Annotated in this window: 14 protein-coding genes; 10 read left to right on the top strand and 4 right to left on the bottom strand. The window is 42.9% G+C overall.

Annotated elements, in window-relative coordinates; all coding sequences use genetic code 11:
• Window positions 1–216: 216 nt before the first annotated feature.
• From ACM0OX_RS31845 to ACM0OX_RS31800, 10 genes are all read left to right on the top strand, one after another.
• A complete protein-coding gene (locus ACM0OX_RS31845) occupies window positions 217–858 on the top strand; it encodes an FMN-binding negative transcriptional regulator (RefSeq protein ID WP_414518966.1) in 642 nt (213 codons plus the stop codon).
• A 433-nt stretch (window positions 859–1,291) separates the two neighbouring features.
• Window positions 1,292–2,656, top strand: a complete 1,365-nt coding sequence (locus tag ACM0OX_RS31840; protein WP_414518965.1) for an LLM class flavin-dependent oxidoreductase — start codon at window positions 1,292–1,294, stop codon at window positions 2,654–2,656.
• Between the two features lie 246 nt (window positions 2,657–2,902).
• Window positions 2,903–4,441 (top strand): amidohydrolase family protein, encoded by a 1,539-nt coding sequence (locus ACM0OX_RS31835; protein ID WP_414518964.1) that lies wholly within the window; start codon window positions 2,903–2,905, stop codon window positions 4,439–4,441.
• A 132-nt stretch (window positions 4,442–4,573) separates the two neighbouring features.
• A complete protein-coding gene (locus tag ACM0OX_RS31830) occupies window positions 4,574–5,239 on the top strand; it encodes a dienelactone hydrolase family protein (protein ID WP_414518963.1) in 666 nt (221 codons plus the stop codon).
• A 154-nt stretch (window positions 5,240–5,393) separates the two neighbouring features.
• Window positions 5,394–5,996, top strand: a complete 603-nt coding sequence (locus ACM0OX_RS31825) for a GDSL-type esterase/lipase family protein (RefSeq protein ID WP_414518962.1) — start codon at window positions 5,394–5,396, stop codon at window positions 5,994–5,996.
• 297 nt (window positions 5,997–6,293) lie between these two features.
• On the top strand, window positions 6,294–7,292 hold the full coding sequence (locus ACM0OX_RS31820) for an aldo/keto reductase (RefSeq protein ID WP_414518961.1): 999 nt from the start codon (window positions 6,294–6,296) through the stop codon (window positions 7,290–7,292).
• Between the two features lie 245 nt (window positions 7,293–7,537).
• Window positions 7,538–8,593, top strand: coding sequence for an aliphatic sulfonate ABC transporter substrate-binding protein (locus ACM0OX_RS31815; RefSeq protein WP_414518968.1), 1,056 nt, complete (start codon window positions 7,538–7,540; stop codon window positions 8,591–8,593).
• A gap of 100 nt (window positions 8,594–8,693) precedes the next feature.
• The gene (locus ACM0OX_RS31810; RefSeq protein ID WP_414518960.1) at window positions 8,694–10,559 is read left to right on the top strand and encodes an ABC transporter ATP-binding protein; all 1,866 of its coding nucleotides are present in this window, start codon (window positions 8,694–8,696) and stop codon (window positions 10,557–10,559) included.
• 836 nt (window positions 10,560–11,395) lie between these two features.
• Window positions 11,396–11,632 carry a hypothetical protein gene (locus tag ACM0OX_RS31805; RefSeq protein WP_414518959.1) on the top strand — a complete coding sequence of 79 codons (237 nt, stop codon included), beginning with the start codon at window positions 11,396–11,398 and terminating at the stop codon, window positions 11,630–11,632.
• Between the two features lie 71 nt (window positions 11,633–11,703).
• Window positions 11,704–11,895 (top strand): type II toxin-antitoxin system RelE family toxin, encoded by a 192-nt coding sequence (locus ACM0OX_RS31800; protein WP_414518967.1) that lies wholly within the window; start codon window positions 11,704–11,706, stop codon window positions 11,893–11,895.
• Between the two features lie 89 nt (window positions 11,896–11,984).
• On the opposite strand, the gene ACM0OX_RS31795 is transcribed toward ACM0OX_RS31800, so the two are convergent.
• The 4 genes from ACM0OX_RS31795 to ACM0OX_RS31780 all read right to left on the bottom strand — a co-directional run bounded on the left by ACM0OX_RS31795 (window position 11,985) and on the right by ACM0OX_RS31780 (window position 17,021).
• Window positions 11,985–13,682 carry a tetratricopeptide repeat protein gene (locus ACM0OX_RS31795; RefSeq protein ID WP_414518958.1) on the bottom strand — a complete coding sequence of 566 codons (1,698 nt, stop codon included), beginning with the start codon at window positions 13,680–13,682 and terminating at the stop codon, window positions 11,985–11,987.
• Window positions 13,639–14,124, bottom strand: coding sequence for a hypothetical protein (locus tag ACM0OX_RS31790; protein ID WP_414518957.1), 486 nt, complete (start codon window positions 14,122–14,124; stop codon window positions 13,639–13,641). The genes ACM0OX_RS31795 and ACM0OX_RS31790 overlap by 44 nt, the downstream gene beginning before the upstream one ends.
• 545 nt (window positions 14,125–14,669) lie before the next feature.
• Window positions 14,670–16,031: a hypothetical protein gene (locus tag ACM0OX_RS31785; protein ID WP_414518956.1), complete on the bottom strand. Its 1,362-nt coding sequence runs from the start codon at window positions 16,029–16,031 to the stop codon at window positions 14,670–14,672.
• A gap of 342 nt (window positions 16,032–16,373) precedes the next feature.
• Window positions 16,374–17,021: a hypothetical protein gene (locus ACM0OX_RS31780; RefSeq protein ID WP_414518955.1), complete on the bottom strand. Its 648-nt coding sequence runs from the start codon at window positions 17,019–17,021 to the stop codon at window positions 16,374–16,376.
• Between the last annotated feature and the right edge of the window lie 460 nt (window positions 17,022–17,481).

The following is a 17,481-nucleotide window of genomic DNA, read 5'->3' as shown; positions in this document are numbered from 1 at the left end:
TTAGGGGGATCTTCAACGATTTTGGTTTTATACAAAGATGTGTGTACACCGTAGGCTCTTCGGGAGGGGAGACAAAGCGTAGCTTTGGCGGGGTGGGGTTCTTTCTTATTTTTGATTTACGCAAGAGGTCTATTATCTCTTGGTGTGGATTTAACGATCAAACTATGACACCTCTCGTTATCATATCCAGAGGAATGAGACTGAGGTTAAAGCATCATGTACATCCCAAATGCTTTTCGAGAAGATGACATTGAGAAACTTGTCGCCTTCATGCGTGCAAACAGTTTTGCCACATTGGTGTCTATTCTTAATGATGTTCCTGTTGCCTCACATATTCCGCTAGTTGTCACAGTGCAAAATAATGTGGTTAAGCTATCAGGTCATCTTGCCAAACCAAATCCTCAATGGCAGGTGTTTGGAGTAGGCGAGGCACTTGCTGTCTTCACGGGGCCCCATGCTTATATCTCGCCATCTTTGTATGAGAAGCAAGAGAGTGTACCGACGTGGAACTACATCGCTGTACACGCCTATGGTATACCTCAAGTTATTACCCTTGGTGATTCGCCGAAATTGATGGATAAGATGATTGAGGACATGATTGACACCTATGGCTCTGAGTATAAATCTCAATGGCATAGCTTATCCGATAACTTTCGCGAGGGAATGATGAATGGCATTATTGGTTTTGAGATGACCATCACGCGACTGGAAGGGAAATACAAACTTAGTCAAAATCGCAGTCATTTTGACCAGAGTAATGTTGCAGATGCGTTGCTAAAAAGTATAGAGCCAACTGTTCATGCGATCGGTGCTGCCATGAAAGAAAATCTTGAAACCAGTGAACAATTGTCAGATTAAAAATTCGTAGTTTCTAGCTGTGGGGAGAGGTCAAGCCAACCTAGAGTATTGTCTAATCAGCTTTGAGCATCATACATAACTATATACTTCGCAACCGAATAGTTTGCAATACTTAATATTCGATAAACTAATAATTAGTAATTCATGATATTGTGATTGCCAGCACATCTTTTTTTGGATTAATCGTATAGGCTCATATCTGCTGGGTAAAATTACTAGATAAATTTATGGTAATTCGAGCACCAAGCAGCAGCATCCCTAATTCTGCTGTGCTATTAAACTTGCTTACAATTCGGTTATTTGATTTTTGAGCAGTTAGGAATTAGCCAACCTATCGTAGCAGCAGTCAAGCCATAACTGATGTAGCTATATACAAATCAGCGATACCAACCATAGAGCTACTGCTAAGGCAATTTTAAGAAAAGAAAAAAGCATGAGTACAACACGCAAAATTCGTTTAGGTGCATTCATTCAAGCTACCGGACACCATGTTTCTGCTTGGCGACACCCCGATTCACAAGCAGATGCTGGACTGAATTTCGAGCATTATAAAGAAATAACCCAGACTGCCGAACGCGGCTTATTCGATGCAGTTTTCTTAGCAGATAGTCCAGGAGTCTGGGGCGGCGCTCCAGAAACTCAGCATCGCAATGGTAAAATTGCCCATTTTGAGCCTGTCACTCTCTTCTCGGCTTTATCGTCTGTAACCCAAAACATCGGCTTCATTTCCACCGCCTCGACTACTTATGAAGAACCCTATACCCTGGCACGTAAGTTTGCCTCGTTGGACTATTTGAGTAAGGGCCGGGCGGGGTGGAATGTAGTTACTACAGGCAATGAGAATGCTGCACGTAACTTCGGACTTGAGCATCACCCAGAACACAGCCAGCGTTATGAACGCGCTGAAGAGTTTGTGGAAGTGGTGAAAGGTCTATGGGATAGTTGGGAAGACGATGCTTTCATCCGGGACAAAGAGTCTGGTGTTTATTTCGACCCTGATAAACTGCATACATTGAACCATAAGGGCAAATATTTTTCTGTTAAAGGCCCTTTAAACGTTGGTCGTCCGCCCCAAGGTTATCCGGTGATTGTTCAGGCTGGAGCCTCGGAATCGGGACGGGACTTAGCCGCACGCACTGCCGAGGCAATTTTCACCGCCAATCAAACCCTAGCCGATGCCCAGGAATTTTATGCTGATATCAAAGGTAGGCTAGCACAATATGGGCGATCGCCAGACGATCTCAAAATTATGCCTGGTGCTTTCCCAATCATTGGCCGTACCGAATCAGAAGCTCAAGAGAAGTACGAATTCTTGCAATCGTTAATCCATCCCGATGTCGCTTGGGGGATTTTAAAGAACTATTACAAGGGTGTGGATTTGTCGAAATATTCTTTAGATGATGTGGCTCCCGAACTACCCAGCGACACCAACACTAACAAAAGTCGTCTTAAACTAGTCAAAGATTTGGCGACTCGTGGCAGTCTTACGCTGCGTCAGTTGTATCTTTCTCTTGCTACTGCACGAGGTCATCGCACCATACTTGGTACTCCCGAAACCATTGCCGACCAGCTAGAAGAATGGTTCAACAACGGTGCAGCCGATGGCTTTAATATCATGCCGCCAATCCTTCCCACAGGATTAGATGAATTCGTTAACCTAGTCGTTCCCGTCCTTCAAAAACGCGGACTGTTCCGTACTGAATACGAAGGCAGTACCTTGCGCGAAAACCTGGGGTTGCGTCGTCCGACGAATCGTTTTGTCGCTAAACAACTAGATGAAAGATTGGTGTTGGCGTAAATGACTTTTCATATCTGCACTGTGTTTATAGTGCTGTAGCATAAATGAATTTTTCACGGATGCTTATGCCATACCTTTTAAACCGTACCTTCTGTAGATCGCCGCCTTACAGAAAATTGTAGAGAGACGCGATTGTGGAGAGGAGAGACGCGATAAATCGCCGTCTCTACAAAAAATGTATTTGTCAATAGCAGCATTGGATGTTGAAAAACTCTGTAATTTTTGTGCCGTAGGCAAGGAAAAAACATGACTGAATATAGCCGATTGAAGACCTCACGCTCTGCTGCAATCAGAGCAACCCTTGATTATCCGGTAATCGATACTGACGTTCATACTAATGATTTCACGCCAGCTTTTGAGGATTACATCGCTAAATACGGCGGTGTGAAACTTGTAGATGAGTTACGTAAGACGGAAGCTTCTCGTCTTAACTCCAAGAGCAACGGTAAAGACTGGTATCAACAAACTCCTGAAGAACGTCAATACAATCGCACAATCCGATCGCCTTGGTGGGCTAGAGTTACTAAAAACACATTGGATCTCGCTACTTATACTCTCCCCGGACTCCTCTATGAGCGTCAGGCGGAGCAAGGATCGGACTATTCGGTGCTGTTTCCCAACAATGTCTTAGCACCAGCCGGAGCCAGTGCAGAGAACCGTCAAGCGCTGCAACGTTCAGTCAATCACTATCATGCTGATATCTACCGGAAATATAGCGATCGCTTGACACCGGTTGCTGGCATTCCCTTGACTACTCCTCAAGAAGGCATTGAGGAGCTAGAGTTTGCTATGAAAACACTGGGATTGAAAGTGATTAATATCACTGGCGGTGTGAAACGGCCAATCAAAGCGATCGCTGATAAATATCCAGCCGATAAATTCCCCGAAATTGCCAAGTATGCTTCTTATATCGACTTTTACGGACTAGATAGTGAATACGACTACGATCCTTTCTGGGCAAAGGTCGTGGAACTTGGCGTACCCGTCACCACCCATTACGGCAGTCAGGGCTGGACTGGACGCTCCTCCATTAGTAACTACATGAACAACCATATCGGTCACTTCGCCGATGGTTCGGAAGCGTTTGCGAAGGCGTTGTTCTTCGGCGGTGTTACCAAGCGTTTTCCGCAGTTGCGCGTAGCGATGCTGGAAGGTGGTGCAGATTGGGGCGCGCGTGTCTACATTCATTTGGTAGATCGGTTCTTGAAGCGCAATATCAAGGCACTGGAAAACTACAATCCAGCATTGACAAATGCCGATGAGTTGTTTGAGATATTTGAGCGCTACGGTGCAGAAGTTACTCAAGGACATTCCCTCGATAAGGATGAATTGACCAAGACTGTACTGGGAGCTTCATTCAGCCGTCATAGTCGTGCGCCGATTGGTAGCGAATTGGACGATTTTGCAGCCGCAGGTATTGAAACAATTGAAGACATCCGCGATCGCTGGGTGAATAGTTTCTTCTTTGGTTCCGAGTCCGACGATCGCACGATCGCTACGGCATTCAACGACAAAGCCAACCCCTTGGGAGTCAAAATCAACGCCATCTATTCCTCCGATGTTGGCCACTGGGATGTACCAGACTTAACTTCCCCCTTGGCTGAAAGCTGGGATCTCGTACAAGAAGGCGTTATTTCCGAAGCCGACTTTAAGTCCTATGTATTCGCTAATCCCTACAAGTTTTACACCCAAGCTAACCCCGATTTCTTCAAGGGTACAGCGATCGAATCCAAAGTAGGTAACACCGAATTTAAACAAGTGGACAAGAGCCTAGTAGTGGTGTAAAAGGCGAGGTGAATAAGCAAGGGGGCAGGGAGCAGAAAGGGAAAGAGGTAAATTAATTACTCATTCTCCCCCTTGCACCCTGCACCTCTGCCTCTTGTACCCAATCCCCAAATCAAATTAGGAGTCACAACAATGCCTGTCGAACAACGTCACGACACTAACAATGGTTCCTTGCCTTATCTGTTCTCGCCTGTTTCTAACAATGCCAACAAACCTGCACCCTTAGTACTTTTTCTGCATGGAGGACGCGATCGCGGGACGGATTTGAATGTGCTACTGAAATGGGGTTTACCTCGTTTCGTGGATTTATCCGACTCATTGCCTTATGTCTTTGCTGCACCCCAGATTCCGGCTGAACAGACTTGGGCAGATCGAGCAGATGATGTGCTTACTTTGCTTGATGAACTGATCGTTTCCCAGCCTGTCGATCCAGCGCGGGTGATATTGGCTGGGTTCAGCTTAGGTTCGGCGGGTATCTGGCATATCGCTGCTTTACATCCCGATCGCTTCGCAGGTTTAGTACCTGTGTCTGGACGTGTACCAAAAACATTAGCAGAAAGCGAACTAGCTGCACTCAAAAACATTCCCGTTCAGATATTCCAAGGTGGACAGGACAAAAATCTGCCGATTGAGGATACAGAGAATTTTGTTGAGCGCTTACGCAAAGTTGGGGGGAAAGTCGATTTGACAGTGCTACCGGAAGGCGATCATTTTATTGCAGATGAAGTATACGGCGATCCAAAGTTACAACAGTGGCTAATTTCCCAGAACCGCCGTGAAATTTCTGTAGTTGCTTGAGGTGAAATGTTCAAAAACTAACTTGCAATATTCAGTGGGGTAGGCAGCGTTCTGCCTGCCTAACATAACAATATATTAATATCTTCTAGAATCATGAACATAATGCTTCTTCTCAAGTCAAAACCGAACTTTTTCGGCAAAATTTAGTTGACTTATGTCAGATTCTCGCAAAGAAATCAGAATTTGTTTTATTGGTGAATCTTTTGTCAATGGCACAGGCGATCCAGAGTTTCTGGGTTGGACAGGTAGAGTGTGCCGCAATGCTGAGTCAAGAGGATACGCTATCACTCATTACAACTTGGGCGTGCGGGCAGAGACAAGTCGGTATCTCAAACAACGTTGGTACTTGGAAGTCTCTTATCGTCTTCCAAAAGAATCTGATGGTCGAGTAGTGTTTTCCTTTGGGGCAAACGATTCAGGATGGGCGGGTAAACAGCAAGGAATCGAACTTTCAGAGTCGATCGCAAATGCTCGCACTATCTTAAGCCAAGCAAAGCAACTCTATCCAATCTTGATGGTTAGTCCGCCACCTTGTGGTGACAATCAAATTCTTGCCAATCTGTCACAGGAATTCGCGTTGGTTTGTAATGAACTAGATGTTCCATATCTCGATGTGTTTTCCAGTTTGCTAAAGTCACCAATCTGGCTAGCAGAAGCAAAAGCCAATGATGGCGCTCACCCAAAAGCAGATGGTTATGCAGAATTTGCTGCGATCGTCCAGAACTGGGAAGGTTGGTTAAATTGGTTCACACCTTAAAAAATGCCGATATCGGGCTAATCATGGCTTAGTCGATGTGTCAGTTTTGCGTTAGCGTACCCCTCCGGGGAAGCAAGCTACGCGTAGCGTCTCGTAGAGAAGCGGGGCGGAACGCACGTCGCATTCTATTTAAAAATTTGGCGTTGCTGAATTAAGGATGATTCTTGTGGGGTGGGCATCCTGCCCGCCCGGAAATACAAGGGACGGGCAAGATGCCCATCCCACAAAAATAGTAAAATCATCCCGCAAATATGCAACCCCAAAAATTTCCACACTTTCTCAATCAACAACATTTCTATGACTTTACCAACTACTAATCTCGGTAAAACTGGATTGACCGTTTCGCGTCTTTGTCTCGGTACTATGACCTTTGGTTTGCAGACCGACGAAGAAACTTCCAGGCAAATCCTCGACACCGCCGCCGATGGCGGGATCAACTTTTTAGATACAGCCGACGTTTATCCCCTCGGTGGCGGGCTTGCCACTGCGGGACGCACTGAAGAAATCGTTGGGCGCTGGCTGAAAGGCAAACGCGAACATTTTATCTTAGCTACCAAGTGCGTCGGTCGAGTCGGCCCTGCACCTTGGGATCAGGGGGCTTCGCGGAAACATATTTTGGATGCGATCGATGCTTCCCTACGGCGGTTGGGAACTGATTATATCGACCTGTATCAGTTGCACTCCGACGATGCTTCAACTCCCCTTGATGAAACTCTGGAAGCACTGGATGTAGTGGTTCGTGCTGGTAAGGTGCGCTACATCGGGGTTTCTAACTTCTTAGCCTACCGACTCGCCCGCGCCTTGGGTCGTGCCGAAACGCGCAATCTAACAAAGTTCGTCTCAATTCAGCCCCGTTACAACTTGTTGTTCCGGGAAATTGAGCGAGAACTATTGCCCCTGGCCAAAGAAGAAGGATTGGGTGTAATTTCCTATAATCCTTTGGCAGGTGGTCTACTTACTGGCAAACACAATTTTACTCAAGGCCCCACATCAGGTACGCGTTTTACCCTTGGTGCTGCCGCAGAACGTTATCAAGAACGCTACTGGCGCGATCGCGAATTTAATACTGTCGAAGATTTACGCACAGTAGCCGATCTCGCTGGATTTTCCCTCACCACCTTAGCAGTGGCTTGGGTTTTGTCTAATCCCATTATCACTGCCCCCATCATTGGCGCTAGCCGTCCAGAACAACTTGCTGAGAACCTCAAGGCGCTAGAACTAAAACTTGACGACAATTTGAAACAAAAGTTAGACGACATAACCGCCGAATACCGAAGAGGAGATTCTCTTCGTTAGAGGATGTTTTATAAAGTGGTCGACTGTAATTTTAGGCACTTCTAGATCCCCCCTAACCCCCCTTAAAAAGGAGGGAACCGGAATCAAAGTCCCCCTTTTTAAGGGGGATTTAGGGGGATCTAAAACGTTTTACTACCGACCAAAGAACTTTTAAAACATTCTCTTAGAAATTATGGAAATGGGAACGTGACCAATGACCAATGACCAATGACTCAAATCACAAATATCTCATGGATAAAATAGCTATGATTAAACGCCGTCGTTTTCTTCATGCTGCGACTTCCGGTTTGTGTGGCTTTTCTATGGCATATCTGTTAGGAAGTTGTAGCGAACAAAGCCAACAATCTTCTTTGATAAACAGCACTAATGCCAGTGAAAATTCCCTTGGGATAAAAACTAAAGTTCTACGGATGGGATATCAGAGTGCAGGGGATCTCTTCAGAAATCGGAAAGTTTTAGAGAAACGTTTAGAGCCGTTGGGCATTAAGGTAGAATGGGCGCAATTTGTCCAAGGGCCCCAACTCATGGAAGGGATGGCTGCGGGAAAAGTTGATGTAGGATCGGTGGGAGAAACACCACCAATTTTTGCACAAGTGGCTGGATCAAAACTTGTTTATGTAGTCGGTACACAAAGAAACAAAAGGACAGGTACAAGTAGTGTTATTGCCGTTCCGCCGGAGTCTCCCCTTCAGAAGTTTGAAGATATCAAGGGTCAAGAAGTTTACTTTCAAAAAGGCTCGGCATCGCACTACTTTATTATCAGAGCATTGCAATCAATCGGCTTGACCCTCAAAGATATTAAAATCAGAAGTTTGCCGACTATCGAGGCGCGGGCTGCTTTTCTCGAAGGTAAAATTCCAGTTTGGATGACGGGAGATCCACACTATGCGATCGCTCAAAAAATGGGTCGAATTCGAGTGCTTAAAGATTCGGTTGGGCTAGATTCTCCTGGCGCTTATTATATTGCTGACAGAAAGTTTGCCGAGGAAAATCTTGGCTTGCTAAAAATTATCATTGAGGAGCTTAATAAGCTCGACAAATGGGCAGAGGCAAATCGAGGTGAAGTTGCCAATTTGATGATAACAGAACAAAAGCTCGATCCAGATGTGGTAGAAATAGCGATGTCTCGGCGCACTTTTGTAGGACGCAGAGGACTTAGCCCTGCACTCATTAAAGAACAACAACGTGTGGCAGATTTGTTTTTTGACGAGGGTGTAATACCAAAAAAAATCAACATTCAGGAAGCGTTACTCCCGCCTGATGTTTATGCTGCAATCACACCACAAGAAATTATGGTTTAGTGGAGTACTTCTAAAAGTCTCTAATGCCATCGGACGGCTTATCCAGTCGTCTATTTTTATCTGGTAGAAAAGTTAAAATGATGCTAAGAGATCGACTTTAATGACGAAAAAAGCTAGACAATCTAAATCTTTTCAACGTGCTCCTGATGCACCAGATTTGCCATCAACTCCATTCAGGTTCATTTTGTATTTCGTGAACCAGTTTCGCTGGTGGTATGTGTTAATGGTGATCCTGGAGGTAATACACGCAACCTGTGGCATCATGTTGCCTTATGCTATTGGCGAGATTATCCGGGGCGTGGCGCGATCGACAGGCGACAGCAAGCCCATTTTTGATGCCATGAAGCAACCCTTGATGTTGTTCATCGGCTTGAGTGTGGGTGAAGTGGTATTTGGGCGCTCGGCTGGACTCTTACAAACGATTCTACATCCAATCCACCGACAGCATATTGTGCGATCGCTATATGCCTATTTACAACACCATTCGCATCGCTACTTAAGCAGCAGTTTTTCCGGGGCATTGGCACATCGGATTAGCGAAACTTCTCTGGGTGTTACCCAAACGATGCAAATGATGATTACTGAATTTATGCCAGTAATTGTTGTGTATTCCGTCGCCACGTCAATACTGTATCGCGCCTATCCTCCACTGGCTGCACTCGTGGGAATATGGGCAGTTCTCTTCATCAGTATTTCGTTCTGGCTGGCAACTCGCTGCCGATTTTACTCCCGGAAAGCCGCAGCCGCCAGAAGTGAGACAACTGGTATCATTGTAGATACAGTCACAAATCTCACTAGTAGCCGACTATTTGCTCGCTTCGGTTTTGAACGACGCTATTTGAATGAGCAATTAAGGCACGAACTCAAACACGTGAGAGAGTCCAACTGGTACTCGGAGCGCATTCGCTGGTTTCAGTTCATCTCAGCAGCTATTCTGAAAATCAGCACCCTGTATTACTCGCTCTCTCTTTGGAGTGAAGGAAAGATCGCTACTGCTGACTTTGTTGTAGCAACCAGCTTATCACTGTTGATCATCAGTGAAGCCCGGAATTTGAGCCGCCGCTTTCTGGAATTTTTTGAACATGTTGGTAATGTCGCCAATGGTGTTTTTACCATCGTTCAACCCCACGAATTGGTCGATCGCGAGAAAGCGATCGCCCACTCAATCACTCAAGGTAAGATTGAGTTTCGGCGGGTGAATTTCAACTACACAGATGAGAAGAAAGTTTTCACCAACCTTTCTGTCACCATCCAAGCGGGACAGCGTGTCGGATTGGTGGGCTTGTCCGGTTCTGGAAAATCCACCTTTGTCAATCTGATTCTGCGTTTATTCGACCCACAATCTGGACAGATTATCATTGATGGGGTCGATATTCGAGATATGACTCAGGATGCGCTACACGCTCAGATCAGCCTGATTCCCCAAGATCCGTCTCTGTTTCATCGCACTTTACTAGAAAACATTCGTTACGGACGCTTGGATGCAACCGATGAGGAAGTGATCGAGGCTTCACGAAAGGCTCATGCTCACGATTTCATCGTCCAAAGTAAAGATGGTTACAATTCTCTAGTGGGTGAACGTGGTGTCAAGTTGTCTGGAGGGCAGAGACAGCGCATTGTAATTGCACGGGTAATCCTCAAAGATGCGCCGATTCTGATCTTAGATGAAGCCACCTCTAGCCTCGATTCAATCACCGAAAAAGCGATCCAGGATACCCTCGACTTAGCAATGAATGGGAAAACGGTCATTGTGGTAGCTCATCGACTATCTACCATTGTCCATCTAGATAGAATTTTGGTGTTCGACAAAGGTCGGATTATCGAAGATGGTTCTCACACCAAACTGCTAGCACTCGGCGGCGCTTACTACAGATTATGGAAAATGCAAGCAGGTGGATTTCTACCGGAAAATCTCGACGAGATTCGCACTGGCACAGATAACGTCGAAGAGGGAATGATCGCTTGACATTTGCCGCTACTTGAGGTTTATTTGCAAATTCAATTCAAGAATTGTCCGGGAAAGAGTCCACAAAACTAAAGTAATGTAATTGAAGTAGTGGCGTGTCAAGACTAAATCTGTGCATTAGTAAACTCTTGTGGGATGGGCTTCTAGCCCGTCCTAATTGGCGGGCAAGATGCCCGCCCCACAAGAAAATCTATTGCAACATTTTAGCCTTGACACGCTACGACTGGCGCGGCAAGGCTAAATATGTGCATTAAGAAAAAAGCAGAAAACATTGATTTATCTCAATTTTCTCAAAAATCTATTGCAACATTTTAGCCTTGCCACGCCACTACTATTGTTATTCTCTACATCCTCAAAATCGGTTTGAATGTCTATTGTAAGTCTACCGATGCAGGTGACGGGGGAACTTTACCACCAGTGAAATAAAATACAGGTGCGATCGCTTCCTTAAGAGGAGCAATGCGAAAAAGTGAGATTATCGTGAAATGAGCAGGGAAGCAAAGAGAAATTTTGAGTAATTTTTACGACTGGTATAGGCGTCAATACACTTATTTATTTCCTCTCCCTATCTCAAAACCCCAAAACGCGATCGCATTTATAATTGAATTACTGTCTTAGTCACAGCCTCAGTTGAGAGTAATACCAATTCTTTATGAAGCTGCATATAATTCGATCCCCCCTAGCCCCCCTTAATAAGGGGGGAACCGGAAAAACATCTATTAAAGTCCCCCTTTTTAAGGGGGATTTAGGGGGATCAAGATATGTGCAACTTCACATTAAATTGGTATAAGAAAGATAAGTTATAAACATATATTTGCAATAAAAGAGGTCTAAAAATGAAAAGTGAACAGGAACGCGAACAATTAATTAAAGAGATTAACATCCTGTTAAATCAAGCTTATGATAGTACTTTAGATGAGATTTACGCACTACTTCAAAGAATAGAAGAAGAAGAAGAAGAAGATTTAAAAGCCTACGAAAAAGCGAAAAAAGAAGCTAATCTTGATAATTCATTGTTATGGGAAGAAGCTAAAAAAGAACTAAAAACAGGAATCCAAAAGGAAGTTGCGTGAGTTATAAAGTTGAAACATTGAGGGGTGCATTGAAGCAACTTAAAAAAATACCGTCATAACTTCAAGAAAGTATACAAATTAAAATTGATGATTTAGCTACAGAACCACGTCCGAATGGGGTCAAAAAGCTAAAAGGGAAAGAAAATGCTTATAGAATTAGAATAGGTGACTATCGCATTATCTATGATATTTTCGACGATCTTCTAGTGGTGAATGTTGTGGAAGTCGGACATCGTAAAAATATTTATAAAGATGAAAGTTGAGAAGCAAGAAAAACTTAGAGCGATCGCACCTCCACAAACCTAAATGCGATCGCACTTCCACAAACACAAATGCAATCGCCCATATCCCCCTACTCCGGTAAACCCTCTAAAATCTCCCGTGCCACCTTAGCCCAATATTCATCTTGATACTCAACATATATCTCCAACGCTGTCTGCAAATTAGCCCTAGCCTCTGCATAGTTTTCCTCTGCTTGTGCAAGCGTTCCTAAACAATGAAGCGTGAGAGCTTGCGAATAGCGATCGCCAAATTCGATTTTGATTTCCAGGGCTTGTTGATAATAATCTCGTGACTGGTCGTATTCTCGCAACTCTTGGGCAACCCTCCCCAACTGGTGGTAAGTCCCAGCACACTCATAGCGATCGCCAGATTCGATAAATATTTCCAGGGCTTGTTGATAATAATCCCGTGCTTGGTCGTATTCCCGCAACTCTTGGGCAACCATTCCCAAGTTGTGGTAAGTGGTAGCACTCGAATAGCGATCGCCAAATTCGATTTTGATTTCTAGGGCTTGTTGATAATAATCCCGTGCCTGGTCATATTCCCGCAACAGTTGGGCAACCCTTCCCAACTGGTGGTAAGTGCTAGCACTCGAATAGCGATCGCCAAATTCGATAAATATTTCCAGAGCTTGTTGATAATAATCCCGTGCCTGGTTGTATTCCCGCAACTCTTGGGCAACGATTCCCAAGTTGTGGTAAATCCTAGCACTCGAATAGCGATTGCCAAATTCGATTTTGATTTCCAGGGCTTGTTGATAATAATCGTGTGCCTGGTGGAACTGTCGCATATCCAGAGAGACATTACCTAAATAAAACAAGGAATTGGTAACAGCAGGACGATTTTTCTGCTTTTTGGCAATATCTAAAGCTTGTTGATGATAGCTGTTTGCACTTTCAAACTGTCGTTGCTGCTGATAGCTTTTACCTAACTGATTGATAACTTCGATTTCTAAAGAATAATCAGGAAATTGCTTGGCAATTTTCCCAGCTTTTTCTAAATATTCTCTAGCTTTGATTGGTTTGTGCTGGCTTAAATATGCTTTGCCCAATTCATTTAAAATATTACAGCAATTGCGGAGATGTTCTGGGCGGGGTATTTCTCCAGTTGGATGATATTCCATCAACAGCCCATGTAATAAATCGATACGTTCTTGTTGTTCTGGTGTTGGTAAGTGTTCTATATTTATGTCTGTATTCAGAGTATTGGCAATTGCCCTATCTCTAATTAATTCTGTAGTTCTAAAGCGAAATAAACCTGATTTCCAAGCCCAAAAATCAGGTGCAAATTTTGTTAACCGCGAAATTGCATAATCTGGCAAGATAAATAAAAGCGGATGAGGTACGGTTTTTCGATAGGAATCGCGGACGAAGTTTAAATCCTGTAAAACTGAGGGATAATCTCCAAAAACACCAATCGATTTTTCTAAATTCCGAATTAATAAAACAAGTTTTTTATTTGTTTGTTTAGTAATTTTGGCTAATTCTTTCACCAATTCATCCCGCAGAAATCGTAAATTCCCATCAGGAAAATCTAAAACCACAAATTGGATTTCTTCACATTGAGGATTCTGTTTCAATCCAGCAATTAATAAGTCTATATCGGGCGAAAAGTTAATTTCAATAAAACCTAACGTAAATTTTTCTGCAAAATCTACAAATGTCACTAATTCAGCAAATTCATCTTGATTATAGGCAATAAATTTACCTATTTCGGCTTGAAGTTCACTGTTTTTGTGCTGATTGGAGAGCTTCTTGGAAGAACTCATTTCGCTTCACCACTGGATTTGGATAATTCCACCGTTTATCACCGTTATATTCCAACACGGAAGTATTAAATAACATTAATTGTCCAATTTCATCTTTACTGACATTTTTAGTTAAGCAAACCTGAGCCAAATGAGGGTAATGTTCTTCAGGAATAAACCGCTCAAAACTAAATTGTTGCTGTTTAACTGCATACTCTATATCTTCGGAGATAATTTTTGCGTGTTTTTTGGCACTCGCTGTTTGACATGCAGAGCGCATCATTTGCATTAACTGACGCACATGGCCACCACTTGCTTTTGCTAGTTCTAATAATTGATTACGGCTCTCAAAAATTGCATCAATATCAACCCGCTTTTCAATTACACTTGCCATCGCATCTAAGCCCATCTGATTATAATTTAGATCGCATTTATGCCGTTCAAATTCATAGATATTAATCATCGGCACAATATGAGGATTACCATCAAAGTTAAAAATGCTTAACCGAGTAGTATTGAAAGCTATGCTTTGTCTCCCCTTTCCTTGGTATCAGCACTCGTAACTCGCTTAACCCTGAAAACTAGTTGCCAAAATTGAAGGGTTTGCAACAATTGCTCTTTCATGTATAAGAAAGGCTTAAGTATTTCCAGGAAATGTATAAACAGTTGCTGCAAAAGCTTCATACTTTGCAACAATTGCTCTTTCATGTATAATAAACGTTTAAGTATTTCCAAAAAATGTATAAGCAATTGCTGCAAAGGCTTCATGCTTTGCAAGAATTGCTCCTTCATGTATAAGAAACGTTTAAATCATTGCAGCAATCGTTGTAATTAACTTATGAGTTGCTCTATAGTGCGTAGGCGTAGCCCGTTGTAGACATCGCAAACCGTCTCCATGAGCATAGCTTGGCGCGGACAGCATCAATTCTCGCTAATAACTGCTGTAAGTCAACCTGGTAGAGAAACAGAAAGTGCGATCGCAATCAGCTTAAAAATATTGAATTTACGTTAACAGTGTTGTTGTTTTTTGAACAGTGACAACAGCAAACATACGATTCCCATTACTACCAACGACACTGAAGAAGTAGGTTCTGGGACAGGCTGAGAGTTCTGCACAGGCTGATAATTGATGAAATTTCCTTGAATTGGACTGAGTGATGCCAAAAGTTGCTCAATATCGCTAGATATATTAGTGTCATTACCAACACTTTTAGAAGAGATGAGGCGGTTAAACGTTTGGCTACTCGATTCATCAAAATCTCCTGTGAACCCAAGAAAATTTTGACCTATTTTACCTATAAGAGAGTCAATCAGATTGTTAACATCAGTTTTTATCCCTAGTGGGGATAACTTTAAACTGCTGAGATTATTGACGTTTCCAATCGTTGTGTTATCAGTCTTTGTTAACCAATTGCCATTACCAATAATTTCATTTCCATTGGTAAAAACCCAGTTACCATTACCAATAATTGTGTTATCAGTACCAAAATCCCAATTGCCGTTTCCAATGGTTGCGTTGTCACTGCCGAAGTGCCAATTTCCATTACCTAGTGTTGCATTATTACTGCCGTTGTCCCAATCCCAGTTGCCATTGCCAAGGGTTGTGTTACTCTTTCCAAATAGCCAGTTGCCATTACCGATGGTTGTGTTGTCATTATTAAAGTTCCAGTTCCCGTTGCCAATGGTTGCACTGTCACTACCATAATCTGAGTTAAAATTACCAATAGTTGCGTTATTATTACCAAAATTCTTGTTACCTTTCCCAACCGGTGCGTTGCTCTGATTAAAGGTTTGGCTACCTGAATTAGATGTATTGCCAGTGTTACTAAAAGGTATATTGTTACCAAGGACTTCTTTCAAGGGATCGAAAGGCGATTGTTGAAGCAGACTTCCACCACCTGGAATCGCATTACCACCACCTGCGATCGCATTACCATCGCCGACAAACGGGTTATTACCGCCTGCAAATGGGTTACTTCCTCCTGGAATCGCATTACCGTTACCTGCCAAAGGGTTAGTAGCCCCACTTGGAATCGGATAACCACTGTTTGCAAAAGGATTACTACCTCCTGCTAATGTGTTGTCAATACCCTTGAAATAGTTATCACCCAGAACTAACTTTAATCGCTCAAAGATTAATTTCTGAAGCCCACTGCCACCATCGCCTGCAAACGGGTTAATACCGCCACCTGGAATCGGATTGTTACCGTTACCTAATAACAGATTGCTACCACCCGTCAACAGGCTGCCTTTAGCAGCAGACAAACTGTCATTGGCAGCAAAGGAATTACCGCTATATAGGTTGCTAGCGCCACCTGCACTTAATGGATTAAATCCACCATTTATGGGATTGACAGCAGACGCTTCCATTGGCACTAATTCTCCTATTTTTAGTTAAAAAATTATGGAGTCTTCAGTACTTCTTATACCAATTATGAATTTGCTAAACCCAAAATCTCTCTAAAATAAAGGCTTTAATAATCTTACCGTCAAACTAACAGAAGATATTGCCTAAACCTTTACCTGAGAAGAGTTTCGAGCGTAAAATAGCAAACTAGTACAATAAGGCAGAATGCACATCAGCGATAATACACGCTTTTCTGGTTTATCGAATAATATGTTTATTTGCGCCAAGCTGTACTAGCATACTATGTACTGAAGAACTCATCATTGTTCTCTTCTATTTACCAGCTGATTTTCGCAAATATTGTATTAAGCGAAGGGGTTTTGTCCACCAGTAGGAAATGGTGAGGTTTGTCCACCAGTAGGAAATGGTGAGGTTTGTCCATCAGTAGGAAATGGCGAGGTTTGTCCACCAGTAGGAAATGGCGAGGTTTGTCCACCAGTAGGAAATGGCGAAGTTTGTCCACCACCCACTTCCTTGTCAAGCTTTGAGTTAACTAGCTTGTCAATAGTAGCCCTCAAAGTGAACCCGTCCGGTATTTCAGTTGTGCTAATACCATAGGTCTGGCTGTTACTACCAGTCAAAGGGTCGTAGCCACTACCTTGGTTTCCGCCACCTGTGGATGGGATACCGCCGGATGGAATACCGCCACCTGTGGATGGGCTACCACCGCCTTTGGATGGGTTGACACCGCCTGCAAAGATATTCCAGAAGTTGTCGCCAGCGAAAGGATTACCACCATAGGCTAAATCAGGCTTACTGCCGCCACCGCCAGCAGCAGCACCGCCACCAAATGGGTTACTGCCACTTTCTCCATTACCAACACCACTGAATAGATTTTTGACGCCTTCTTTACCGACAACTTCTTCCAAGCGACCGAAGGGTGATTGGCTAATCGAATTGTTCCCACTAGTAGAGGAGTTACTGCTACTGCTATTACTCAAATCTTCTGCCATTAGGATTAATCCTCTTATTGTTTTGATGAAAATTTTGCTAGATCGCAATATAAAATAGACAAAAATTAAGTGTGGTTTATAACTTTATTTTTGTTTTTTTATTAGCAAAACTAGTTGGTAGCTATTAGATTATTTAGTTATCTTTAGTTAAGTGGAGATAATCTATTTCTAATCACTGCTACTCACACTTACAATGTATATAATTTGATTTTGAAGGACAATGAAAAATATTTTGATGTGTTGATCAAATTTGTAGATATTTGTAAATAATAATTTAAAAAAATTAACTAAAATATTTGGATAATAAAATTAAATTTTGGTTAAATATTATATTGCAATGAATAATCTTTTGATAAATTTACCAAATTTTTAGATATTTAATTTATCTGCATTTATCCTGGGTTATAAGCTGCTGTACCTTTAATTTGCATAAAATGGAAATTGGATAAGTATTGCATTT

The organism is Nostoc sp. PCC 9305, from assembly GCF_963920915.1.
Classification (GTDB): Bacteria; Cyanobacteriota; Cyanobacteriia; order Cyanobacteriales; family Nostocaceae; genus Nostoc.
The sequence above is the reverse complement of the archived record's forward strand: the minus strand, read 5'-3'. Positions and strand labels throughout refer to the sequence as shown.

Excerpts from the sequence above, each read along its gene's own strand:
- ACM0OX_RS31845 (WP_414518966.1), top strand. The coding sequence starts at position 217 with ATGTACATCCCAAATGCTTTTCGAGAAGATGACATTGAGAAACTTGTC.
- ACM0OX_RS31840 (WP_414518965.1), top strand. The coding sequence starts at position 1,292 with ATGAGTACAACACGCAAAATTCGTTTAGGTGCATTCATTCAAGCTACC.
- ACM0OX_RS31835 (WP_414518964.1), top strand. The coding sequence starts at position 2,903 with ATGACTGAATATAGCCGATTGAAGACCTCACGCTCTGCTGCAATCAGA.
- ACM0OX_RS31830 (WP_414518963.1), top strand. The coding sequence starts at position 4,574 with ATGCCTGTCGAACAACGTCACGACACTAACAATGGTTCCTTGCCTTAT.
- ACM0OX_RS31825 (WP_414518962.1), top strand. The coding sequence starts at position 5,394 with ATGTCAGATTCTCGCAAAGAAATCAGAATTTGTTTTATTGGTGAATCT.
- ACM0OX_RS31820 (WP_414518961.1), top strand. The coding sequence starts at position 6,294 with ATGACTTTACCAACTACTAATCTCGGTAAAACTGGATTGACCGTTTCG.
- ACM0OX_RS31815 (WP_414518968.1), top strand. The coding sequence starts at position 7,538 with ATGATTAAACGCCGTCGTTTTCTTCATGCTGCGACTTCCGGTTTGTGT.
- ACM0OX_RS31810 (WP_414518960.1), top strand. The coding sequence starts at position 8,694 with ATGACGAAAAAAGCTAGACAATCTAAATCTTTTCAACGTGCTCCTGAT.
- ACM0OX_RS31805 (WP_414518959.1), top strand. The coding sequence starts at position 11,396 with ATGAAAAGTGAACAGGAACGCGAACAATTAATTAAAGAGATTAACATC.
- ACM0OX_RS31795 (WP_414518958.1), bottom strand. The coding sequence starts at position 13,682 with ATGAGTTCTTCCAAGAAGCTCTCCAATCAGCACAAAAACAGTGAACTT.
- ACM0OX_RS31790 (WP_414518957.1), bottom strand. The coding sequence starts at position 14,124 with ATGATTAATATCTATGAATTTGAACGGCATAAATGCGATCTAAATTAT.
- ACM0OX_RS31785 (WP_414518956.1), bottom strand. The coding sequence starts at position 16,031 with ATGGAAGCGTCTGCTGTCAATCCCATAAATGGTGGATTTAATCCATTA.
- ACM0OX_RS31780 (WP_414518955.1), bottom strand. The coding sequence starts at position 17,021 with ATGGCAGAAGATTTGAGTAATAGCAGTAGCAGTAACTCCTCTACTAGT.